Origin of the sequence: Microbacterium esteraromaticum (assembly GCF_028747645.1) — a bacterium.
GTDB lineage: Bacteria > Actinomycetota > Actinomycetes > Actinomycetales > Microbacteriaceae > Microbacterium > Microbacterium esteraromaticum_C.
In genome coordinates this window covers 2,347,805-2,369,626 of sequence record NZ_CP118100.1, presented here as the reverse complement: position 1 = coordinate 2,369,626, position 21,822 = coordinate 2,347,805, and the positions used below count along the sequence as shown (strand labels likewise).

Genomic DNA, 21,822 nt, shown 5'->3' with positions numbered 1-21,822 from the left:
GCGTTCGCGGACGGTTCGTTCAGTCGTCGGCGTTGTGGCGGCGCAGGGCGTCGCGGATCTCGATGAGCAGCTCCTGCTCGGTCGGGAGGGTCTCTTCCTCAACAGCGGGGTTCTTCGCCGCCTGGCGCTCCTTGTACTTGTTCATCGGCACGACGAAGACGAAGTACACCACGATCGCGACGGCGATGAAGCTGATGACCGCCGAGATGAGCTCACCGATCGGGAACGTGACTGGCTGACCGTAGAGCCCGGTGACGGTCCAACCGACTTTGCCGGCCTCATCCGCCTGGAAGAATAGCTCGACCAGCGGGGTGATGATCGCCGAGACGACGGCGTTGACGATCGCGGTGAAGGCGCCACCGATGACGACCGCGACGGCCAGGTCGATGACGTTGCCCTTGGTGATGAACTCTTTGAAACCCTGGATCATGATTCCCCCTGTGTGTGAGACCTGGGCCGGGTGCGCGAGGCCTATGCGGTGCTCTTCGAGGCCGCGGGAGCGGCACTGCTCGAAGAAGCCGACTTCGATGATGCCTGATCGGCCTTCGCAGCGGGAGCATTTCCCCGCGAGTCGGTGCGGTAGAACCCCGCACCGTTGAACGTCACGCCGATCGAACCGTACTGTTTGCGCAAGGCACCACCGCACTCGGGGCAGATGGTGAGCGCGTCGTCTGAGAAGCTCTGCACCGCGTCGAAACGGTGCTCGCATGCGGTGCAGGCGTAGGCATAGGTGGGCATGGGGCTCCCTGTCAGTTGCGCGCAGGGGAGAACGTGATGGTCTGCGTCGGGGTGACGACGCCGTCCACCGGCTGATCGTGCATCTCGCGCGGCAGCGAATCGAGTACTTCCGAATCATAGATGACCGCGTAGACGGGCGGGCATTTCTCCATCGACCCGAGCGTCTTGTCGAAGTAGCCGCGCCCCCAGCCCAACCGGGTGCCGTCGCGGTCGACGGCGGCTGCGGGGATGAGCATCAGGTCCACGTCGCCGACGGCGATCGGGCCCAGCACCTCGCCGGTCGGCTCGAGCAGCCCGAAGAGCCCCTCGGTGACGTCGTTGGCATCGCCGGCGACGGCCCAGTCCAGCAGGCCGTCGGCCCGGGTGATGGGGAGCAGCACACGGATGCCTCTTTCGAGCGCCCCCTGCAGGAACACCGCCGTGCTGGGCTCGCTGACGGTGGAGAGGTAGCACGAGACGGACTGCGCATCGTGCGCGGCCAGCAGCGCATCCAGTTGCGCGGCAAGGCCGGTAGCGGCGTCCTCGCGTTGCGCGTCGGAGAGGAGCTGGCGGCGCTCGCGCAGTTCGGCGCGCAGGGCCCTCTTGTGCTGTTCTGCTTCGCTCGACATGGCATCGAGCATACGGGCACGTGCGTCGGGGGCATCCGCCTTCTCCGAGGATCCGCGCGACAGCGCGGCTATGCTGAGCCGCATGGCGAAGATGACGGCGGTCGTTCCCACGTCGGGATCGGGAACGCGGTAGGCGTCCGACGATGATCCTCCCCTCGGAACCGCTGCCCGCCCTGCAGTACGACCGCGTTGCGTTGCGCCTGGTGCGCGTGCGCGACGCCCGCACACTGCAGCGGGAGTTGCTCGCCAATCGCTCCTGGCTGCAGCCGTGGGAGGCGACGATCCCCGGCGGCGTCGCCACTTTCGACATGCGTGTCAGCATCCGCCGCCTGCTCCAGCAGTACCGCGACGGTGGGGGCTATCCGTTCGTGATGGAGTACGGCGGTGAGATCGCCGGGCAGCTCAACATCTGGGGCGTTGCGCGCGGCTCGTTGGCCTCGGCGACGATCGGGTACTGGGTGAGCGAGCGCTTCGCGGGCCGCGGCATCACGCCGACAGCGGTCGCCCTGGCGACGGACGCCGCGTTCGAGCAGTACGGCTTGCACCGCATGGAGATCTGCATCCGACCGGAGAATGTGGCGAGCCTGCGGGTCGTGCAGAAACTCGGCTTCCGATACGAGGGTCTGCGGCGCCGGTACATCCACATCGACGGCGATTGGCGCGACCATTACGCGTTCGCGCTGACGCGCGAGGACGTGCCCCGTGGCGTGCTGGCGCGCTGGGTGGCCGGAGACGCTCCGGAGTCGGCCGCGATGATCGCACCTGGGGATCTCCCGCACATCTGAGCATGTCGTGACGACACGCGATCGAAAGTTGGGCTGGCCTGCGGCTGGTCGCCTACCGTGGTCTGTATGGACGGGCCGGTGCTGAGTGGGGGCGTGATCGTACTGGTCGCGGTGCTGCTCTGGGCGCTGTACTTCCTGCCGAGTTGGCGGGGCCGTCATCAGTACTACGCGGCCGAGCGCAATGCGGTGCGTCTCAATCAGGCGCTGCGTGTGCTCGCCGAGACCAGCGAGACTCCCGAAGAAGTCCGCCTCGAGCTGACCGCCCGCACCGCCCACGCACAGCAGAAGCTGGCCAAGCGCGTGCAGGCAGAGAAAGAGAACGCGCGTCTGGAGATGCTTCGTCAGGAGCTCGCGGCGGCGCGACAGGATCCACTCGTCCGGCAGGCGCGTGCGCGCCGACGTGTGCGTCTGGCGGCGAGCAGCATGCTGGTGCTCGGACTGACGCTTCTGGCCCTGGGGATCTGGCCGCTCATGACGAACGGCTCTTGGCTGGCGGCAGCCAGCGGACTGGCACTCATGGTTCTCGGTGTCACCGTGCTGGCCCGCATGGCGCGCGTCGCCCGCCGTGCGGCGCGCCGCGCGCGCCCGCAGATCGTCACCGCGGATGCGGAACGCGTGTCGCCGCCGCTTCACGACCAGGGCCCCGCCTACTGGACGCCGCGCCCGCTGCCGCAGCCGATGGTCACCGTCGCCGGCTCACGTGCGCAGAGCGCTCGGGCCGAGGCGGATGCCCAGGATGAACGCCGTCGTTCGGCTCAGCGCGAGGAGCTGCGCCGCCGGGCGGAGGAGATCGCACCGCCGGCACCCACCGAGCTACCCGCAGCACGTGTTGAGGCGGAGTCGCCGTACGCGCGCATGGGTGTGATCGATGACGCTGAGATCGAGGCGCACGTGCGCGAACTGCTCGCTCGTCGATCCGCAGGCTGAACGCGTGATATTCTGACTGAGTTCACGGGCCTATGGCGCAGTTGGTAGCGCGCCTCGTTCGCATCGAGGAGGTCAGGGGTTCGAATCCCCTTAGGTCCACAGAACGAAGAGGGCCCTCCCCACGCTCAGCGCGGGGAGGGCCCTCTTCGTTGTATCGGAGCGCCTGGCTGCAGAGCGCCGGCTCACGGGGGAGAGCGCGACACGCCCGGGTGCGGGGGTGATTTGCCGGGATGGACGGATCCACGTAAATTATTACTTGTTCGCCCCAAGCGGTTGAGCGGAAAGCCTCCGGGCTCAGCTCCCCTCCAAGTAGCGAACAAGTCACCTCCAAGTCATCCTCTGATGAACGGCCCCGTGTCGGAGAGCGTGACGGTTCCGCCCGGAGTCAATTTGACAGTCGGGTCGGGATGATTATGATTGTGAAGTTGCCTTGCGCGTCTGGCCTTTGTTGGTTGGTGTGTGGGTGCGTCCGATCCTTGAGAACTCAACAGCGTGCACTTGTCAAATGCCAAATTATCCTCGTCCAGTCTTTTTGGCTGGTTGAGAATTCCTTTGGATCAAATTATATGTGAATGTCAGCAATGATGTTCGTTTTTTGGTCATGATTGAACTCGCTGCCTGTTCGCCGTTTTCCCGGTGGGTGGGTATGCATCGTTTTTTTACGGAGAGTTTGATCCTGGCTCAGGATGAACGCTGGCGGCGTGCTTAACACATGCAAGTCGAACGATGAAGCCTAGCTTGCTGGGTGGATTAGTGGCGAACGGGTGAGTAACACGTGAGCAACCTGCCCCTGACTCTGGGATAAGCGCTGGAAACGGCGTCTAATACTGGATATGTCCCATCACCGCATGGTGTGTGGGTGGAAAGATTTTTCGGTTGGGGATGGGCTCGCGGCCTATCAGCTTGTTGGTGAGGTAATGGCTCACCAAGGCGTCGACGGGTAGCCGGCCTGAGAGGGTGACCGGCCACACTGGGACTGAGACACGGCCCAGACTCCTACGGGAGGCAGCAGTGGGGAATATTGCACAATGGGCGGAAGCCTGATGCAGCAACGCCGCGTGAGGGATGACGGCCTTCGGGTTGTAAACCTCTTTTAGCAGGGAAGAAGCGAGAGTGACGGTACCTGCAGAAAAAGCACCGGCTAACTACGTGCCAGCAGCCGCGGTAATACGTAGGGTGCAAGCGTTATCCGGAATTATTGGGCGTAAAGAGCTCGTAGGCGGTCTGTCGCGTCTGCTGTGAAATTCCGAGGCTCAACCTCGGGCTTGCAGTGGGTACGGGCAGACTAGAGTGCGGTAGGGGAGATTGGAATTCCTGGTGTAGCGGTGGAATGCGCAGATATCAGGAGGAACACCGATGGCGAAGGCAGATCTCTGGGCCGTAACTGACGCTGAGGAGCGAAAGGGTGGGGAGCAAACAGGCTTAGATACCCTGGTAGTCCACCCCGTAAACGTTGGGAACTAGTTGTGGGGTCCTTTCCACGGATTCCGTGACGCAGCTAACGCATTAAGTTCCCCGCCTGGGGAGTACGGCCGCAAGGCTAAAACTCAAAGGAATTGACGGGGACCCGCACAAGCGGCGGAGCATGCGGATTAATTCGATGCAACGCGAAGAACCTTACCAAGGCTTGACATACACGAGAACGGGCCAGAAATGGTCAACTCTTTGGACACTCGTGAACAGGTGGTGCATGGTTGTCGTCAGCTCGTGTCGTGAGATGTTGGGTTAAGTCCCGCAACGAGCGCAACCCTCGTTCTATGTTGCCAGCACGTAATGGTGGGAACTCATGGGATACTGCCGGGGTCAACTCGGAGGAAGGTGGGGATGACGTCAAATCATCATGCCCCTTATGTCTTGGGCTTCACGCATGCTACAATGGCCGGTACAATGGGCTGCAATACCGTGAGGTGGAGCGAATCCCAAAAAGCCGGTCCCAGTTCGGATTGAGGTCTGCAACTCGACCTCATGAAGTCGGAGTCGCTAGTAATCGCAGATCAGCAACGCTGCGGTGAATACGTTCCCGGGTCTTGTACACACCGCCCGTCAAGTCATGAAAGTCGGTAACACCTGAAGCCGGTGGCCTAACCCCTTGTGGGAGGGAGCTGTCGAAGGTGGGATCGGTAATTAGGACTAAGTCGTAACAAGGTAGCCGTACCGGAAGGTGCGGCTGGATCACCTCCTTTCTAAGGAGCACTGCGGTTCTTCGGGACCGACAGAGCCGGATTCACACCGAATGTGTGTGACCGGAGCTCATGGGTGGAACATTTGACATGGCTCTTGGTGAGTCTTCTGGTTTTAGTACGCCGCTTGCGGTGGGAACGGACTGGGGGATGAGCTGGGGGCCTGCACGCTGTTGGGTCCTGAGGGACCGGGCCGGCCTTCCCTGTTGTGGGGTGGGTTGTTCTGTTTCCTTGTGGCCCCTTTCGTCGTCTCCCTTTGTGGGGGGTGGTGTGGGGGACCGCCCGTACTTTGAGAACTACACAGTGGACGCGAGCATCTTAAAGAATTATTTGCTGCCAGTCTTTTCCTGGGCTGGTGGCTTCTCATGTGATTTCAAGTCTTTAAGAGCAAACGGTGGATGCCTTGGCATCTGGAGCCGAAGAAGGACGTAGCAATCTGCGATAAGCCTCGGGGAACTGATAAGCGAGTTTTGATCCGAGGATGTCCGAATGGGGAAACCCCGCCAGGCGTTTGTGCGACCTGGTGACTCCCGCCTGAATATATAGGGCGGGTAGAGGGAACGTGGGGAAGTGAAACATCTCAGTACCCACAGGAAGAGAAAACAACAGTGATTCCGTGAGTAGTGGCGAGCGAAAGCGGATGAGGCTAAACCGGGTGTGTGTGATAGCCGGCAGGTGTTGCATGCCCGGGGTTGTGGGACTTTTCTGATCATTCTGCCGAGTGGTCGACGTGATGTGACGGTGTAGACGAATGGTCTTGAAAGGCCAGCCATAGTGGGTGCCAGCCCCGTAGTTGAAACGCTGCTCACAGCGTGAAGAGTATCCCAAGTAGCACGGGGCCCGAGAAATCCCGTGTGAATCTGTCAGGACCACCTGATAAGCCTAAATACTCCCAGATGACCGATAGCGGACAAGTACCGTGAGGGAAAGGTGAAAAGTACCCCGGGAGGGGAGTGAAATAGTACCTGAAACCGTTTGCTTACAAACCGTTGGAGCCTCCTTAGTAGGGGTGACAGCGTGCCTTTTGAAGAATGAGCCTGCGAGTTAGTGATATGTGGCGAGGTTAACCCGTGTGGGGTAGCCGTAGCGAAAGCGAGTCTGAATAGGGCGATTCAGTCGCATGTCCTAGACCCGAAGCGAAGTGATCTATCCATGGCCAGGCTGAAGCGACGGTAAGACGTCGTGGAGGGCCGAACCCACTTAGGTTGAAAACTGAGGGGATGAGCTGTGGATAGGGGTGAAAGGCCAATCAAACTTCGTGATAGCTGGTTCTCTCCGAAATGCATTTAGGTGCAGCGTTGCGTGTTTCTTGCCGGAGGTAGAGCTACTGGATGGCCGATGGGCCTCACCAGGTTACTGACGTCAGCCAAACTCCGAATGCCGGTAAGTGAGAGCGCAGCAGTGAGACTGTGGGGGATAAGCTTCATAGTCGAGAGGGAAACAACCCAGACCACCATCTAAGGTCCCAAAGCGCGTGCTAAGTGGAAAAGGATGTGGAGTTGCTTAGACAACCAGGAGGTTGGCTTAGAAGCAGCCACCCTTGAAAGAGTGCGTAATAGCTCACTGGTCAAGTGATTCCGCGCCGACAATGTAACGGGGCTCAAGCACGCCACCGAAGTTGTGGCATTGACATTTTTGGTAGGCCTTCGTGGTCCAGCCGTGTTGATGGGTAGGAGAGCGTCGTGTGGCGAGTGAAGCGGCGGTGTGAACCAGCCGTGGACGCTACACGAGTGAGAATGCAGGCATGAGTAGCGAAAGACGTGTGAGAAACACGTCCTCCGGAAGACCAAGGGTTCCAGGGTCAAGCTAATCTTCCCTGGGTAAGTCGGGACCTAAGGCGAGGCCGACAGGCGTAGTCGATGGACAACGGGTTGATATTCCCGTACCGGCGAAGAACCGCCCAAGCTAATCCAGTAATGCTAAGTGTCCAAAGCCAGTCATCGTCACCTTCGGGTGGCACCGGCTGGTGGAGCACACGACCCTATGCTGGTGCGGCTAGCGTATTAACAGGTGTGACGCAGGAAGGTAGCCCAAGCCAGGCGATGGTTGTCCTGGTGCAAGTGTGTAGGCCGAGTCATAGGCAAATCCGTGACTCATGATGGCTGAGACACGATGCGGATAAAAAGTGGGTGATCCTATGCTGCCGAGAAAAGCATCGACGCGAGGTTCAAGCCGCCCGTACCCCAAACCGACTCAGGTGGTCAGGTAGAGAATACCAAGGAGATCGAGAGAATCGTGGTTAAGGAACTCGGCAAAATGCCCCCGTAACTTCGGGAGAAGGGGGGCCATCCACTTATACCCACTTGCTGGGAAAAGGGTGTGGTGGCCGCAGAGACTAGTGGGTAGCGACTGTTTACTAAAAACACAGGTCCGTGCGAAGACGCAAGTCGATGTATACGGACTGACGCCTGCCCGGTGCTGGAAGGTTAAGAGGACCGGTTAGCCGCAAGGCGAAGCTGAGAATTTAAGCCCCAGTAAACGGCGGTGGTAACTATAACCATCCTAAGGTAGCGAAATTCCTTGTCGGGTAAGTTCCGACCTGCACGAATGGCGTAACGACTTCCCAACTGTCTCAACCGCGAACTCGGCGAAATTGCATTACGAGTAAAGATGCTCGTTACGCGCAGCAGGACGGAAAGACCCCGTGACCTTTACTACAGCTTGGTATTGGTGTTCGGTGTGGCTTGTGTAGGATAGGTGGGAGACTGTGAAGCCATGACGCCAGTTATGGTGGAGTCATTGTTGAAATACCACTCTGGTCATATTGGATATCTAACTTCGAACCGTGATCCGGTTCAGGGACAGTGCCTGGTGGGTAGTTTAACTGGGGCGGTTGCCTCCCAAAAAGTAACGGAGGCGCCCAAAGGTTCCCTCAACCTGGTTGGCAATCAGGTGGCGAGTGTAAGTGCACAAGGGAGCTTGACTGTGAGACTGACAGGTCGAGCAGGGACGAAAGTCGGGACTAGTGATCCGGCAGTGGCTTGTGGAAGCGCTGTCGCTCAACGGATAAAAGGTACCTCGGGGATAACAGGCTGATCTTGCCCAAGAGTCCATATCGACGGCATGGTTTGGCACCTCGATGTCGGCTCGTCGCATCCTGGGGCTGGAGTAGGTCCCAAGGGTTGGGCTGTTCGCCCATTAAAGCGGTACGCGAGCTGGGTTTAGAACGTCGTGAGACAGTTCGGTCCCTATCCGCTGCGCGCGTAGGAAGTTTGAGAGGATCTGACCCTAGTACGAGAGGACCGGGTTGGACGAACCTCTGGTGTGCCAGTTGTTCCGCCAGGAGCACCGCTGGTTAGCTACGTTCGGGATGGATAACCGCTGAAAGCATCTAAGCGGGAAGCCGGCCTCAAGATGAGACTTCCATCACCTTCGGGTGGAGAGGCTCCCAGCCAGACTACTGGGTTGATAGGCCAGATGTGGAAGCACGGCAACGTGTGCAGCTGACTGGTACTAATAAGCCGATGACTTGATAACACCAATTCTTTCCAAAGATGAACGCGTCCACTTTGTGGTTCTCGACGTACGGTCGGAACCAAACAACACACCCACGAGTGTGTTGCCGACACATGTCAATAGTGTTACGGCGGCCATAGCGTGAGGGAAACGCCCGGTCACATTCCGAACCCGGAAGCTAAGCCTCACAGCGCCGATGGTACTGCAGGGGGGACCCTGTGGGAGAGTAGGACACCGCCGGACTCCTTTTAAACGAAAGAGCCACCCAACGCTGGGTGGTTCTTTCGCGTTAACACGACAACGACTCAAAGGCCGCGCGGCTTACGCGCGGCTTTTGCTGTATCCGAGGTGCTTTTCCAGCGTGCGCGCCGCGGCGCGGACAGCATCCGCCGTCTTCGGATCTCTGCGCTGTTCCCACGTGACGGCGACGGCCGCCGCGGGCCACCCCGCGTGGTCTCGCACGGCGACCGCCACCGAACGGAACTCCGGCGTCACCTCGCCGTCCTCTGATGCGATGCCTGTCGTCCGCGCTTCTCGCAGCACCTCGCGCAACTCCGACGGTCGCGCCGGCCCGTGCCCGGTACGGTCGGTGAACGCCGCGGCATCGGGGTAGAGCGCACGTACCTGACTCTGAGGCAGCATGCTGAGCATCGCGCGCCCGGTTGCGGTGAGGTGGGCCGGCAGCCGCACGCCGACGTCGGTGACGAGAGCGGGGCGTCGAGCCGCGCGTTCCTCGACGATGTACAGCACGTCGCGTCCACTCATCACCGCCAGGTGGGCGCTCTCGCCCACCTGGTCGGCGAGGGCCGCGATCACGGGCCTTCCCAGCCGCGCGAGCGGCTCCTGTCGCGCGTAGCCACCGGCGAGCTCGAACGCGCTCGTCCCGAGACCCCAGCGTCGATCCTGGGGGAGGTGCACGACGAAGCCGTGCGTTTCGAGAGTCGCGAGCAGGTGATAGATGGTCGACCGTGGAATGCCGAGATCCCGGGCTAGCGACGAAGCCGCGACCGGTGCAGGCCGTCGCGCCAGATGGCGCAGGATGCGCAACGTCTGATCCGCCGCCGGCACCTGAGGTCGGTGGGTGTCGCTGTTGTCTGGGATCACAGACACAGTCTCTCACCGCAGCACCCGTTCGTGGCGCCGAGCGGGTGGAATCGATACATGCAGTCTTCTTCCTCCGTCATCATCGGCGATGCGCCGCTTGCACCCGCACAGGTCGTCTCCGTTGCGCGCGGCGGCGCACCCGTTGAGATCAGTGACGGCGTGCGAGCGCGCGTCGCCGCTGCCCGTGCCGTGATCGATGACCGGGCCGCCGACCCGCATCCGCACTACGGCGTGTCCAGCGGTTTCGGTGCGCTCGCGACGACCTTCATCGCCCCGGAGCGCCGTCGTCAGCTGCAGGCGAGTCTGATCCGCTCGCACGCCGCAGGTACGGGTGCCGAGGTCGAGACCGAGGTGGTGCGCGCACTGCAGCTGCTGCGGCTGCAGACGCTCGCATCCGGCCACACCGGCGTGCGCCCGGTTGTCGTCGACACGTACTCCGCGATGCTCAACGCCGGCATCACGCCGGTCGTGCGCGAGTACGGTTCGCTGGGGTGTTCCGGCGACCTCGCGCCGCTCGCCCATGTCGCGCTGGCCGCGATGGGCGAGGGCGATGTGCGGGATGCGCACGGTGAGCTGATGCCCGCGGCGGATGCCCTGTCGGCAGCATCCATTGAGCCGCTCGTGCTCGTCGAAAAGGAAGGTCTCGCCCTCATCAACGGCACCGACGGGATGCTGGGCATGCTGCTGCTGGCGCTGCACGACCTCGAGACTCTCGTGACCACCGCCGACCTCGCGGCCGCCATGTCGATCGAGTCGCAGCTGGGCACGGATGCCGTGTTCGCCACCGACCTCATGGCGCTGCGACCGCAGCTCGGACAGGCCGCCAGCGCGGCCAACCTGCGTGCGTTCCTGGGGGACTCGCCGATCGTCCACTCGCACAAGGGCCCCGAGGACGGCCGCGTGCAGGACGCATACTCGTTGCGGTGCTCGCCGCAGGTGCACGGCGCCGTGCGCGACACCATGGCGCACGCCGCTCTGATCGGTGAGCGCGAACTGGCATCCGTCGTCGACAACCCCGTCGTGACCACCGACGGGCGCATCGCCTCGAACGGCAACTTCCACGGCGCACCGGTCGCCGCGGTGCTCGACTTCCTGGCCATCTCGGTGGCCGACCTCGCCTCGATCTCGGAACGGCGCACCGATCGCGCGCTCGACCCGGCGCGCAGCCACGGGCTGCCGCCCTTCCTCGCTCACGAAGTGGGCGTCGACTCGGGGCTGATGATCGCGCAGTACGCCGCTGCCGGAATCGTCTCCGAGCTGAAGAGGCTCGCCGTTCCCGCATCCGTCGACTCGATCCCGTCGTCGGCCATGCAGGAGGACCACGTGTCGATGGGCTGGGCGGGTGCGCGCAAGCTGCGCCGCGCCATCGACGGGCTCGCGAGGGTGCTCGCGATCGAACTCATCACCGGCGCCCGCGCGCTCGATCTGCGTGCGCCCCTGCAAGCGGGGCCCGCCACGGGCGCCGTGCGGGATCTCGTGCGCACGGTCGCCGCCGGTCCCGGGCCCGACCACTTCCTCTCACCCGACATGGAGGCCGTCACCGAGCTCGTGCGCTCGGGCGCGGTCGCCCGCACTGCGAAGGAGCATGCCGATGTCTGACACCACCACCCGTACCGTCCGTGCCGCGCGCGGCAACGAGCGCACCGCCAAGACATGGGGCGCCGAGGCCGCCAAGCGGATGCTGATGAACAACCTCGACCCCGAAGTTGCCGAGCATCCCGAGGATCTCGTCGTCTACGGCGGGACCGGCCGAGCCGCCCGCAGCTGGGAGGCGTACGACGCGATCGTGCGCACCCTCGACGAGCTCGAACCCGATGAGACGTTGCTGGTGCAGTCCGGCAAGCCCGTTGGCGTGTTCCGCACACACGAGTGGGCGCCGCGGGTGCTGATCGCCAACTCGAACCTCGTCGGCGACTGGGCGACCTGGCCCGAGTTCCGTCGCCTGGAAGCACTCGGACTGACGATGTACGGGCAGATGACGGCCGGGTCGTGGATCTACATCGGCACCCAGGGCATCCTGCAAGGCACCTACGAGACCTTCGCCGCGGTTGCCCGCTCGCTGGGCCGGGACTCGCTCAAGGGCACGCTCACCCTCACCGGCGGTGCCGGCGGCATGGGCGGTGCGCAGCCGCTGGCCGTCACCCTCAACGAGGGTGCGGTGCTGATCGTCGACGTCGACGAGTCGCGTCTTGAGCGTCGCGTGGCGCACGGCTATCTGGACGAGTACACCACCGATCTCGATGCGGCCATCGAGCGCGTCGTCGCCGCCAAGGAGGCCGGCGAGGCCCTCTCGGTGGGCGTGGTCGGCAATGCGGCCGAGGTGTTCCCCGAACTGCGTTCGCGCGGCGTGCCGATCGATGTCGTCACCGACCAGACCAGTGCGCACGACCCGCTTGCCTACCTGCCGCTGGGCATCGCGTTCGCTGATTGGAAGGCCGAGGCCGAACGCGACCCAGAGGCGTTCACCCGCCGCTCCCGTGAGTCGATGGCCGCGCACGTGGCCGCGATGGTCGCATTCCAGGACGCAGGTGCGGCCGTGTTCGACTACGGCAACTCCATTCGTGCCGAGGCGAAGCTGGGCGGATTCGACCGGGCGTTCGAGTTCCCCGGGTTCGTGCCGGCGTACATCCGCCCGCAGTTCGAGGAGGGGCGCGGACCGTTCCGCTGGGCTGCGCTGTCGGGCGACCCTCAGGACATCTATAAGACCGACCGGGCGATCGCCGAGCTGTTCCCCGAAGACGCTGCGCTGCACCGCTGGCTGGACAAGGCCGGCGAGAAGGTGCACTTCGAGGGTCTGCCTGCGCGCATCTGCTGGCTCGGGTACAAGGAGCGCCACCTGGCGGGTCTGAAGTTCAACGAGATGGTCGCCTCGGGCGAGCTCTCGGCGCCGATCGTGATCGGCCGCGACCACCTCGACTCGGGATCGGTCGCGTCGCCCTACCGTGAGACCGAGGCGATGAAGGACGGATCGGATGCCATCGCCGACTGGCCCCTGCTGAATGCGCTGCTGAACACGGCGTCCGGGGCGAGCTGGGTGTCGCTGCACCACGGCGGTGGCGTCGGCATCGGCCGGTCGATCCACGCCGGGCAGGTGACCGTCGCCGACGGCAGCGAACTGGCCGCGCAGAAGCTGGAGCGCGTGCTGACCAATGACCCGGGTACCGGTGTCATGCGGCACGTGGACGCCGGGTACGAACACGCCCGTGATATCGCCCGCGAGCGCGGCCTGAACATTCCGATGGGCCTGTAGTCGCCCCGCACTCGCGTACCCTCCCCACGAGGGGTCAAGAAACGTCGCGTCACACCGCGCGAACCCGACAGAATTTGACCCCTCGTGGGTGGGGAGAGGGGAGAGGGAGAGAGGATGCTGATGACGAGGACGCTGATCACCAACATCGGGGAGCTGACGACCAACGACCCGGCGCTCGATGGGACGGCGACCGGAACCATGCGCGACGCCGCCGTGCTCATCGACCACGGCCGCATCGAGTGGGTCGGCGCGGCCGACGCGGTTCCCACGGCACCCGAGGGATATCTGGAAGTGGATGCCCGAGGCCGGGCGCTCATCCCCGGATTCGTCGACAGCCACAGCCACATCGTCTTCGGCGGGGATCGCGCCGCCGAGTTCGAAGCGCGCATGGCCGGGCAGAAGTACGCCGCCGGAGGCATCCGATCGACGGTGGCGGCTACGCGCGCGGCATCCGACGACGACCTGCGCACGCGACTGCGCGGGTTCCTCGACGAGATGCTCGCGCAGGGCACCACGACCGTCGAGATCAAGAGCGGCTACGGGCTCGACGTCGACACCGAGGCACGCCTGGTGCGCCTGGCCTCCGAGGTGACCGACGAGGTGACCTTCCTCGGGGCGCATGTGGTGCCGGCCGAGTACGCCGAGCGCGCCGACGAATACGTCGACCTGGTTGTCGGCGAGATGCTCGATGCGTGCGCGCCGCACAGCAAATGGATCGATGTGTTCTGCGAGACCGGTGCGTTCACGGTGCCCCAGTCGCGTCGGGTGCTCGAAGCGGGCATCGCGCGTGGCCTGCAACCACGGGTGCACGCCAGTCAGTTGGGCCCGGGGGAGGGGGTGCGCCTCGCCGTCGAGCTGGGCGCCGCCTCGATCGACCACGGCACCTATCTGACCGAGGCCGATGTGGCCGCGCTCGCCGCATCCGAGACCGTGCTCACTCTGCTGCCCTGTGTGGAGTTCTCGACCCGGCAGCCGTACCCCGATGCGCGCGCACTGATCGACGCGGGGGTGACGGTGGCGCTGGCCTGCGACACCAACCCGGGGTCGAGCTTCACCTCGTCGATGCCGTTCTGCATCGCCGTGGCCGTGCGAGACATGGGCATGACGACGGCCGAGGCGGTCTGGGCAGCGACGGCGGGAGGTGCGCAGGCGCTGCGCCGCGATGACATCGGTGTGATCGCCGTCGGCAAACGGGCCGACCTCGTGCTGCTCGATGCTCCCACGCGCGTGCACCTGGCGTACCGGCCCGGCGTGCCCCTGATCGCGCACGTCTGGAAGGACGGTGAGCGGATCCGCTGAGACGGCCCTGCCATTGGTGGACGCGGGTAGCGTGGGGGGCATGGCTCGAATCCTCATCATCGGCGGTCACGGAAAGATCGCGCTGCTGCTCGCTCCGCTCCTCGTCGCGCGTGGTGACGAGGTCTCGGCGGTGATCCGCAACCCGCAGCACGCCGAAGACGTGCGCGCGACGGGTGCGGTACCGATCGTCTTCGACGTGGAGCACGAGGGGCAGGCCGCGCTGGCGCGCGTCATCGCCGGGCACGACGCCATCGTCTGGTCGGCCGGCGCGGGCGGCGGCAACCCGCAGCGCACGAAAGCCGTCGACCACGACGCCGCGGTGCGTTCGATGGATGCCGCGGCGGATGCCGGAGTACAGCGCTACGTCATGGTCTCGTACTTCAACGCCTCACCGGATCACGGCATCGACCCTGCGGACGGGGTCTTCGCGTACGCCGAGGCCAAGGCCGCCGCGGATGCGCACCTGCGGGCATCCGCACTGGATTGGACGGTCCTCGGGCCGAGCCGTCTGACGCTCGCCGCCCCGAGCGGCCGCATCGACGCGACGGCCGAGGTGTCGGGGGAGGTCTCGCGGGCGAATGTCGCCGAGGTGATCGCCGCGACCCTGCACGACCCCTCGACGATCGGTCGCACGATCCGGTTCAACGACGGGGAGACGCCGATCGCGGAGGCGATCCGCGGCCACTGACTCGGCCTACCCCCGATCGACCAGCCCGGCGAGCAGTTCCAGCACGCACAGGGCGGCCAGGCGAACGGTGCGTCCGTCCGGGGCATCCGCGGTCGCGTCGACTTCGGCGATGTCGGCGCCGACGACCCGGGCATCCGATGCGACACGGCGCGTCAGCGCCCGCAGCTCCCACGCGGCGAGGCCGCCGGGAACGCTGGCAGGGCACCCTGGCGCCACCGAGCGGTCGCAGACGTCGACGTCGATGTCGAGGTGCACGCGGGCATCCGCCCCGGCGCCCGCCACCTCGAGCGCTTCCGCCGCGACGTCGTCGATGCCGCGCCGGCGCACCTCGTCGAGAGTGATGACACGGATGCCCCAGTCCGCCGCGCGCTGCGCGTAGAACGCAGAGTTCGCGAAGTCGGCGATCCCGATCTGCACGATGCGCCGCGGATCGATCCGTTGCGCCTCGGGGGCATCCTCGACGAGTCGGCGCACGGGGGTGCCGTTGGAGACGCCGTCGCGCAGGTCGAAGTGCGCGTCGAACGTGATCAAGCCGGTCGCAGAGACACCGCGGGCGACCGAGTAGGTGAGCGAGTTGTCGCCGCCGAGGGCGATGACCCGGCGAGCGGATGCCGCCAGCTCGGCCACCCGGTCGACCGTGCGTTCGGTGCCTGCGGCGGAGTCCGGGTCGTCGATGTCGCCCGCATCGGCGATGCGCAGCGCTGCGCCGAGGTCGATCGTCGGCGGGCCCATCAGCGTCGGACTGTATCGGGAGAGAGCGTCGCGGATGGCTGCAGGGGTGGCATGGGCCCCGGTGGGGGACAGCGAGGTGCTGTGCACCGGAACGCCGAGCAGCGCGGCATCCACGCGCTCGCCGTCGAAGGCGGGCCAACTTCCGGCGCGGGGCCAGGACGGATCGTGCGAGAGTGCCATGCGTTCAGACTCCGGGGATCAGGGCGTGCGCGATCGCGAAGATCGTCACACCGGCGAGGGCACCCACGACGGTGCCGTTCAGGCGGATGTACTGCAGGTCGCGGCCCACCATGAGCTCGATCTTCTCGGTGGTCTCGGCCGGATCCCAGCGTTCGACGGTGTCGGTGATGATCGAGGCGATGTCGTGCCGGTAACGGTCGACGAGGAACACAGCGGCCTCGATGGCCCAGCCGTCGACGCGTCGCTGCAGGGCCGCATCCGTCGTCAGGCGTCGGCCGATGTCTTCCAGTGCCGTGGTCGCGCGCAGCCGCAGACCGCTCTGCGGGTCGGCGAGGGCCGCGAGCAGCCCCGCCTTGGCCGTGTTCCAGGCCTGAGCGGCGAGCTCGCCGACGCGGGGGCTGTCGAAGACACTCGCCTTCGCCCCCTCCAGGCGTGCACGCATGGCCGGGTCGTGCTGCAGCCCGTCGGCGAGGCGGGCCAGGTAGCCGTCGACGGCAAGACGCGCCGGATGCTGCGGATCGGCCTGCACGGCGCGAATGAACTTCACGGCTTCGGCGTACGCGGTCTCGTCGACGAAGCGGTGCGCGAGGCGCGGCACCCAGGGGGGAAGACGTCGCGAGATCAACCCTTGGAACGCGGTGGCGTTGCTGTCGAGCCAGCCGGCGATGTTGTCGACGGCGAGGTCGACGGCGCCGCGGTGGGCATCGGCCTGCACGATCTTCTCGAGCCATGCCCCTGCGGGCGGGCCCCACTCCGGTTCGACCAGGTGGTCGCGGGCGAGGTCGGCGATGAGATCGCGCACATCGTCGTCGCTGAGCGCGCGCAGCACTGCTGCGGCGATCGTCGATCCCTCGGCGGCGACGCGCTTCGCGTGCGCGGGCTGGGACAGCCAATCGCCGAGGCGATGCGCCACCGCGGTCGAGGACACCTTCTGCCGCACGACCTCGGCGGACAGGAAGTTCGTCTCGACGAACTCGCCCAGTGACCGGCCGATCTCATCCTTGCGGTTCGGGATGATCGCGGTGTGCGGGATGGGGAGCCCGAGGGGCCGGCGGAACAGGGCGGTCACGGCGAACCAGTCGGCCAGCGCCCCAACCATGCCGCCTTCGGCCGCCGCGCGTACATAGCCGAACGCGGGGTAGCGGCCCTGGAGGGCGAATGCGATCACGAAGACCACCGCCATCAGCAGCAGCGCGCCCAGCGCCACCGCCTTCATGCGGCGGAGCCCGCGGAGTCGCTCCTGGTCGGCGGGTGAGAGCAGTGCCATCGGTGTGCGCGGCATGTGGTCATCCTTTCACGCGCACCGGCGCGAGCGTGTCAGGGCGGACTACGCTCGGAGATGTGATCGAAGACATCCAGAAGCGCGCCCTGCACCGCACCAGCATCCTCGAGGGTCAGTTGCGCGGCATCACCCGGATGATCGAGAACGAGGAGTACTGCATGGACATCATCACGCAGTCGCGTGCCGTGCAGCGCTCGCTCGAGTCGCTCAACCGACTGCTGCTCGAGAACCACCTGCGCACGCACGTCACGCACATGTTCGAAGCCGGGGGCGAAGAGCGCGACCAGGCGGTCGGCGAGCTGCTCAAGGCCTTCGATTTCGATCGGAAGTAGGTTCATTTCCGTTGTCAAGCATCATTCTGACAACGGATATCGTCGCACGATCCAGTAAATTCTTCGCTTTTCGCTGTACCTCCCCGCTGAGTTGTGGTTGACTATCGGCACGTCAGAACTCAACGTGGAGGTTCCATGGCCGATTCCGCACCGGCGGCGACCGCACCCGATACCGGCAACACGACCGGGGGTGTCGAGATCGTCGGCGTCACCAAGCGCTACGGCGACTCCATCGCCGTCGACAACCTCTCACTCTCGATCCAGCCGGGGGAGTTCCTCTCTCTGCTCGGTCCGTCCGGCTGCGGCAAGACGACGACCCTGCGCATGATCGCCGGGTTCGAGCATCCCGACAGCGGCGACATCAGCATCTCGGGACGCAGCGTGCTGGGGCTGCCGCCGTACAAGCGCGAGGTCAACACCGTCTTCCAGGCCTACGCGCTGTTCCCCCACATGTCGGTCGCCGAGAACGTCGCATACGGCCTGCAGCAGCGCGGCGTGCCCAAGGCCGAGCAGCGCCAGCGGGTCACCGAAGCCCTCGACATGGTGCAGCTGCGCCGATTCGCTGACCGCAAACCCACGATGCTCTCGGGCGGTCAGCAACAGCGCATCGCGCTTTCACGGGCACTGATCAACCGGCCCAGCGTCCTTCTGCTCGACGAGCCGCTGGCGGCGCTCGACCGACAGCTGCGCGAAGAGATGCAGGTCGAGTTGAAGCTGTTGCAGTCACGACTCGGAACCACCTTCGTGTTCGTCACCCACGACCAGGGCGAGGCGCTCTCGATGAGCGACCGCATCGCCGTCATGCGGGCCGGGCGCATCGAGCAGCTCGACGGTCCCGAGCAGATCTACGCGGCCCCCGCGTCGGCGTACGTGGCCTCGTTCATCGGCCAGCAGAACTTCGTGCAGGGCACCGTCGCCGCCGACGGGGCGGCCATCGACACCGACCTCGGTGTGATCGCCGGTCCCTGGGGTGGCGAGGCGGTGGCTCCCGGCGGGGCTGCTGTCGCCGCCATCCGCCCCGAGTTCATCCGCCTCGAATCCGCAGGCTCGACCACGAACGGCGCAGACGCCCGCGTGCTCAGCGTGTCGTACCTGGGCGAGACGCTGCAGGTCGTGGTCGGCGCCGGCGAGCAGACCCTGCTCGTGCGCACGCCCGCACCGACGGCGCCCTCGGTCCGCGTCGACGACGACGTGCGCTGCGTCTGGTCACCCGACGATGTGCGGCTGTTCGCCACCGAAGGCGCGCCGCTGGCATCCACCCACGTCATCACCCTGCCCGACCGCTCCGGCACCTGACCGCGCGGTCCCCACCCCACGCACCTACCCGACGCACGAAGGAGTGCACTCATGAACGACAGCAACAGCATCCGCATCCTCGCCGACAGCACCATCGCGCCCCTCGTGCGCCGCCAGCTCACCCGCCGCGGCTTCATCGCCGCGGTCGCCGCCGTCGGCGCCGCCGGCGTCCTCACCGCCTGCTCACCCGGCGGATCCAGCGCGCCCGCACCGGGCGCCACCGGAGGGGCCATCGAAGACCAGCTGTCGATCTACAGCTGGGGAGAGTACGACTCTCCCGACGTCGTCGAAGCGTTCACCAACGAGCACGGCGCCAAGGTCATCATGGACACCTTCGCCTCGAACGAAGAGATGATCGCCAAGCTCATCGCGGCCAAGGGCACCAGCGGTTTCGACCTGGTCGTCCCGACCGGCATCTTCATCCCGCAGATGATCGAGAACGGACTACTCGCCAAGCTCAACCTCGACCTCATCCCCAACATCGAGTACATGGACCCCGCGTTCCTCGGCCGCGCCTGGGACCCGAACAACGAGTACTCGATCTGCAAGGCCTGGGGCACCACCGGCTTCGTCTACGACAAGACCGTCATCACCCGCGAACTGAAGACGTGGAACGACTTCATCGACGCCGCCCAGAACGAGGCCTCGGGCAAGACCTCGGTGCTCGATGACCCGGCGCCCCTCGGCGGCATTTACTACTGGGCCAACGGCATCGACTGGAACACGACCGATCCGGCCGACCACGACGCCTGCGAGAAATTCCTCGTCGAAGAGCTCGCCCCGCACATCTCGGCCTTCGATTCGTACCCGGGCGGCGCCGCGATCCCCCAGGCCTCGCACGCACTCATGCAGGTGTGGAACGGTGACGCGCGTCTGGGCATCATGGAGTCATCCGACCCCGACCGCTGGCAGTGGGTGCTCGGTGCGCCCGACACCGAGCTGTGGATGGACAACTGGGCACTCGCCGTCGGCGCGCCCCACCCCGAGGCCGCCCACGCGTTCCTGAACTTCATCCTCACGCCCGAGAACCAGCTGCTGCAGGTCGACTACATCGGCTACGACACCGGCGCCAAGGACATCCGCGCCGCCGCCGAGGACGCCGGACTCGAGATGCTCGACATGGTGTTCTTCGACGAGGCGCAGGTGGCGACCATGCACGAGGGCAAGGTCACCGAGTCGCAGGCGCGGATCGTCGAGATCTGGAACAAGACGAAGGCCGCTGCCGGTGCGTAGTCCGCGCTTCGGGCTGGCCGTTCCCGCCTGGGCATGGCTGGCCATCTTCTTCATCGCGCCCATCGCGATGGTCGTCTGGTTCAGCTTCGGCTACAAGCCCGGAATCTTCGGCACGCACGCCAACGACGTGCTGTCGCTGGACCGATACGCCGAGGCGATGTCACCGACGTTCTTCGCGACGTTCCAGAACACCCTGTGGGTGGGCGTGATCGGCACGGTGCTGTGCCTGGCGATCGGAGCCCCGGTCGCCTACTGGATGGCCGTCAAGGCTCCGCCCTCGCGGCGCGGTCTGCTGATCGCGCTGGTGATGGTGCCGTTCTGGACCAACTTCCTGGTGCGCACCCTGGGATGGCAGGTCATCCTCGCCCCCGAGGGCTGGCTGTCGTCGGCGCTGCAGGGCATCGGGCTGCTCGACGGGCCGCTCGACATCCTGTACTCCCGCGGGGCGGTGCTCATCGGTGTCGTCTACAACTACCTGCCGCTGATGATCCTGCCGCTGTACGTCGCCTTCGACCGCGTGGGCACCCCGCTGCGCGAGGCGAGCAAAGACCTCGGCGCCAGCTCGGTGCGCACCTTCCTGCGCGTCACCGTTCCGCTGGCGCAGCCGGGCATCGTCGCCGGTGTGCTGCTGGTCTTCATCCCGCTGATGGGCGACTACATCACCGCCACCGTGCTTGGCGGGGCCCAGGGCAACATGGTCGGTCAGCTCGTGGCGAGCCAGTTCGGCACCGCGCAGAACTGGGCGCTCGGCTCGGCGATGGCGGTGCTGCTCATCCTCATCATCATGCTGACGATCGGCGTCGCCGCGGCCATCCTGTGGCTGGTCACGCTGCCGTTCCGTCGGCGCAACCGTCTCGTGCTCGGGGAGGCCTCATGACCGACGTGCGCATTCGTCGCCGCGGCACGGGCGACCGGATCCTGGGGATCTGGTCGGTGCTCGTGTACGCGTTCCTGTTCCTGCCGATCATCGTGATCGTGCTGTCGTCGTTCAACTCGGGGCGCCTGCTGGTCGCCTGGGACGGCTTCAGCCTCGAACCCTTCGCCGCCCTGTTCGAGAAGCCCGTGATCCGCGACGCCGTGATGGTGTCGCTGCGCACCGGTCTGATCGCGGCGTTGCTGGCATCGGTGCTCGGCACGCTCGCCGGAGTCGCGATGGCCAGACGCCCCGGCCGCTGGGTGTGGTGGTTCCTGATGCTGCTGCTGCTGGTCGCTGTCACGCCCGAGATCGTCGACGCGATCGCCCTGCTGCCGTGGATGGTCTTCCTGGGGCAGGACCTCGGCATCGGCATCTTCAACGACGGCACCATGCGATTGGTCGTCGGTCACTCGCTGTTCTCGGTGGCGATCGTGTCGTACATCGTCCGCTCGCGGCTGGTCGGCCTTGACGAGAAGCTCGAAGAGGCGTCGGCCGACCTGTACGCGCCACCGCTGCGCACCTTCCTGCGGGTCACCCTGCCGCTGGCCATGCCGGCCGTGCTCGCCGGGTTCTTGCTGTCGTTCACCCTCAGCCTCGACAACACGGTGGTGTCGGCGTTCGTGCAGGTCTCGGGCACCACGCCCTGGCCGGTGTACGTGCTGAGCTCGCTGCGCAGCGGACTCCGCCCCGAGATCGCCGCGGTCTCGACGGTCATGCTGCTGCTGACCCTGGTGTCGTTGGCGCTCGTGGCGCTGGTTCTCAAACGCGCCGGCGACTCGGCGACGGATATTGCTCGAACGATGGGAGGCGGCTGAG

Annotated in this window: 17 protein-coding genes, 1 tRNA gene and 3 rRNA genes; 15 read left to right on the top strand and 6 right to left on the bottom strand. The window is 65.3% G+C overall.

Going from position 1 to position 21,822, the window contains the following annotated elements:
* Window positions 1–19: 19 nt before the first annotated feature.
* The 3 genes from mscL to PTQ19_RS11315 are packed head-to-tail and all read right to left on the bottom strand — an operon-like array spanning window position 20 to window position 1,346.
* The gene (mscL, locus tag PTQ19_RS11325) at window positions 20–430 is read right to left on the bottom strand and encodes a large conductance mechanosensitive channel protein MscL (protein ID WP_274367411.1); all 411 of its coding nucleotides are present in this window, start codon (window positions 428–430) and stop codon (window positions 20–22) included.
* A 41-nt stretch (window positions 431–471) separates the two neighbouring features.
* Window positions 472–738, bottom strand: coding sequence for an FmdB family zinc ribbon protein (locus tag PTQ19_RS11320; RefSeq protein ID WP_274367410.1), 267 nt, complete (start codon window positions 736–738; stop codon window positions 472–474).
* A gap of 11 nt (window positions 739–749) precedes the next feature.
* The gene (locus PTQ19_RS11315; RefSeq protein WP_274369070.1) at window positions 750–1,346 is read right to left on the bottom strand and encodes a 5-formyltetrahydrofolate cyclo-ligase; all 597 of its coding nucleotides are present in this window, start codon (window positions 1,344–1,346) and stop codon (window positions 750–752) included.
* A 143-nt stretch (window positions 1,347–1,489) separates the two neighbouring features.
* Between PTQ19_RS11315 and PTQ19_RS11310 the strand changes: the two genes are divergently transcribed.
* The 6 genes from PTQ19_RS11310 to rrf all read left to right on the top strand — a co-directional run bounded on the left by PTQ19_RS11310 (window position 1,490) and on the right by rrf (window position 8,937).
* Window positions 1,490–2,131: a GNAT family N-acetyltransferase gene (locus tag PTQ19_RS11310; RefSeq protein WP_274367409.1), complete on the top strand. Its 642-nt coding sequence runs from the start codon at window positions 1,490–1,492 to the stop codon at window positions 2,129–2,131.
* A gap of 93 nt (window positions 2,132–2,224) precedes the next feature.
* Window positions 2,225–3,058: a hypothetical protein gene (locus PTQ19_RS11305; protein ID WP_274367408.1), complete on the top strand. Its 834-nt coding sequence runs from the start codon at window positions 2,225–2,227 to the stop codon at window positions 3,056–3,058.
* Window positions 3,059–3,084: 26 nt separating this feature from the next.
* Window positions 3,085–3,157, top strand: a tRNA-Ala gene (locus PTQ19_RS11300).
* 559 nt (window positions 3,158–3,716) lie between these two features.
* Window positions 3,717–5,241, top strand: a 16S ribosomal RNA gene (locus tag PTQ19_RS11295).
* Window positions 5,242–5,609: 368 nt separating this feature from the next.
* Window positions 5,610–8,715 (top strand): 23S ribosomal RNA (locus PTQ19_RS11290).
* A 105-nt stretch (window positions 8,716–8,820) separates the two neighbouring features.
* Window positions 8,821–8,937, top strand: a 5S ribosomal RNA gene (gene rrf, locus PTQ19_RS11285).
* The 16S, 23S and 5S rRNA genes sit together here, the layout of an rRNA operon.
* 78 nt (window positions 8,938–9,015) lie before the next feature.
* On the opposite strand, the gene PTQ19_RS11280 is transcribed toward rrf, so the two are convergent.
* Entirely contained in the window at window positions 9,016–9,804 is a 789-nt protein-coding gene (locus tag PTQ19_RS11280; protein WP_274367407.1) for an IclR family transcriptional regulator, read from the bottom strand.
* Between the two features lie 51 nt (window positions 9,805–9,855).
* Here PTQ19_RS11280 and hutH point away from each other — a divergent pair, with 51 nt between their 5' ends.
* The 4 genes from hutH to PTQ19_RS11260 all read left to right on the top strand — a co-directional run bounded on the left by hutH (window position 9,856) and on the right by PTQ19_RS11260 (window position 15,035).
* Window positions 9,856–11,397, top strand: coding sequence for a histidine ammonia-lyase (gene hutH / locus PTQ19_RS11275; protein ID WP_274367406.1), 1,542 nt, complete (start codon window positions 9,856–9,858; stop codon window positions 11,395–11,397).
* Window positions 11,390–13,048 carry a urocanate hydratase gene (hutU, locus tag PTQ19_RS11270; protein WP_224818552.1) on the top strand — a complete coding sequence of 553 codons (1,659 nt, stop codon included), beginning with the start codon at window positions 11,390–11,392 and terminating at the stop codon, window positions 13,046–13,048. Before hutH ends, hutU begins: the two co-directional genes overlap by 8 nt.
* A gap of 120 nt (window positions 13,049–13,168) precedes the next feature.
* Window positions 13,169–14,347 (top strand): imidazolonepropionase, encoded by a 1,179-nt coding sequence (gene hutI / locus PTQ19_RS11265; protein WP_274367405.1) that lies wholly within the window; start codon window positions 13,169–13,171, stop codon window positions 14,345–14,347.
* 40 nt (window positions 14,348–14,387) lie between these two features.
* The gene (locus PTQ19_RS11260) at window positions 14,388–15,035 is read left to right on the top strand and encodes an NAD(P)H-binding protein (RefSeq protein ID WP_274367404.1); all 648 of its coding nucleotides are present in this window, start codon (window positions 14,388–14,390) and stop codon (window positions 15,033–15,035) included.
* Window positions 15,036–15,041: 6 nt separating this feature from the next.
* Here PTQ19_RS11260 and PTQ19_RS11255 read toward each other — a convergent pair whose 3' ends face one another.
* Together PTQ19_RS11255 and PTQ19_RS11250 are read right to left on the bottom strand one after the other, a co-directional pair.
* Window positions 15,042–15,947: an agmatinase family protein gene (locus PTQ19_RS11255; RefSeq protein ID WP_274367403.1), complete on the bottom strand. Its 906-nt coding sequence runs from the start codon at window positions 15,945–15,947 to the stop codon at window positions 15,042–15,044.
* Window positions 15,948–15,951: 4 nt separating this feature from the next.
* Window positions 15,952–17,229 (bottom strand): DUF445 domain-containing protein, encoded by a 1,278-nt coding sequence (locus PTQ19_RS11250; RefSeq protein ID WP_274367402.1) that lies wholly within the window; start codon window positions 17,227–17,229, stop codon window positions 15,952–15,954.
* A gap of 59 nt (window positions 17,230–17,288) precedes the next feature.
* Here PTQ19_RS11250 and PTQ19_RS11245 point away from each other — a divergent pair, with 59 nt between their 5' ends.
* The 5 genes from PTQ19_RS11245 to PTQ19_RS11225 all read left to right on the top strand — a co-directional run bounded on the left by PTQ19_RS11245 (window position 17,289) and on the right by PTQ19_RS11225 (window position 21,821).
* Window positions 17,289–17,561, top strand: a complete 273-nt coding sequence (locus tag PTQ19_RS11245; RefSeq protein WP_179410241.1) for a metal-sensitive transcriptional regulator — start codon at window positions 17,289–17,291, stop codon at window positions 17,559–17,561.
* 135 nt (window positions 17,562–17,696) lie between these two features.
* The gene (locus tag PTQ19_RS11240) at window positions 17,697–18,857 is read left to right on the top strand and encodes an ABC transporter ATP-binding protein (RefSeq protein WP_274367401.1); all 1,161 of its coding nucleotides are present in this window, start codon (window positions 17,697–17,699) and stop codon (window positions 18,855–18,857) included.
* A 51-nt stretch (window positions 18,858–18,908) separates the two neighbouring features.
* On the top strand, window positions 18,909–20,090 hold the full coding sequence (locus tag PTQ19_RS11235) for a polyamine ABC transporter substrate-binding protein (RefSeq protein WP_179410243.1): 1,182 nt from the start codon (window positions 18,909–18,911) through the stop codon (window positions 20,088–20,090).
* Window positions 20,083–20,967 carry an ABC transporter permease gene (locus PTQ19_RS11230; RefSeq protein WP_179410244.1) on the top strand — a complete coding sequence of 295 codons (885 nt, stop codon included), beginning with the start codon at window positions 20,083–20,085 and terminating at the stop codon, window positions 20,965–20,967. Before PTQ19_RS11235 ends, PTQ19_RS11230 begins: the two co-directional genes overlap by 8 nt.
* Window positions 20,964–21,821 (top strand): ABC transporter permease, encoded by an 858-nt coding sequence (locus PTQ19_RS11225; RefSeq protein WP_179410245.1) that lies wholly within the window; start codon window positions 20,964–20,966, stop codon window positions 21,819–21,821. The genes PTQ19_RS11230 and PTQ19_RS11225 overlap by 4 nt, the downstream gene beginning before the upstream one ends.
* The last annotated feature ends 1 nt before the right edge of the window (window position 21,822 follow it).

Bases quoted from the DNA above. Each gene is read 5' to 3' on its own strand.
- PTQ19_RS11320 (WP_274367410.1), bottom strand. From the start codon at position 738: ATGCCCACCTATGCCTACGCCTGCACCGCATGCGAGCACCGTTTCGAC.
- hutU (WP_224818552.1), top strand. From the start codon at position 11,390: ATGTCTGACACCACCACCCGTACCGTCCGTGCCGCGCGCGGCAACGAG.
- PTQ19_RS11255 (WP_274367403.1), bottom strand. From the start codon at position 15,947: ATGGCACTCTCGCACGATCCGTCCTGGCCCCGCGCCGGAAGTTGGCCC.
- PTQ19_RS11310 (WP_274367409.1), top strand. From the start codon at position 1,490: ATGATCCTCCCCTCGGAACCGCTGCCCGCCCTGCAGTACGACCGCGTT.
- PTQ19_RS11250 (WP_274367402.1), bottom strand. From the start codon at position 17,229: ATGCCGCGCACACCGATGGCACTGCTCTCACCCGCCGACCAGGAGCGA.
- PTQ19_RS11235 (WP_179410243.1), top strand. From the start codon at position 18,909: ATGAACGACAGCAACAGCATCCGCATCCTCGCCGACAGCACCATCGCG.
- hutH (WP_274367406.1), top strand. From the start codon at position 9,856: ATGCAGTCTTCTTCCTCCGTCATCATCGGCGATGCGCCGCTTGCACCC.
- hutI (WP_274367405.1), top strand. From the start codon at position 13,169: ATGACGAGGACGCTGATCACCAACATCGGGGAGCTGACGACCAACGAC.
- PTQ19_RS11240 (WP_274367401.1), top strand. From the start codon at position 17,697: ATGGCCGATTCCGCACCGGCGGCGACCGCACCCGATACCGGCAACACG.
- PTQ19_RS11315 (WP_274369070.1), bottom strand. From the start codon at position 1,346: ATGTCGAGCGAAGCAGAACAGCACAAGAGGGCCCTGCGCGCCGAACTG.
- mscL (WP_274367411.1), bottom strand. From the start codon at position 430: ATGATCCAGGGTTTCAAAGAGTTCATCACCAAGGGCAACGTCATCGAC.
- PTQ19_RS11260 (WP_274367404.1), top strand. From the start codon at position 14,388: ATGGCTCGAATCCTCATCATCGGCGGTCACGGAAAGATCGCGCTGCTG.
- PTQ19_RS11225 (WP_179410245.1), top strand. From the start codon at position 20,964: ATGACCGACGTGCGCATTCGTCGCCGCGGCACGGGCGACCGGATCCTG.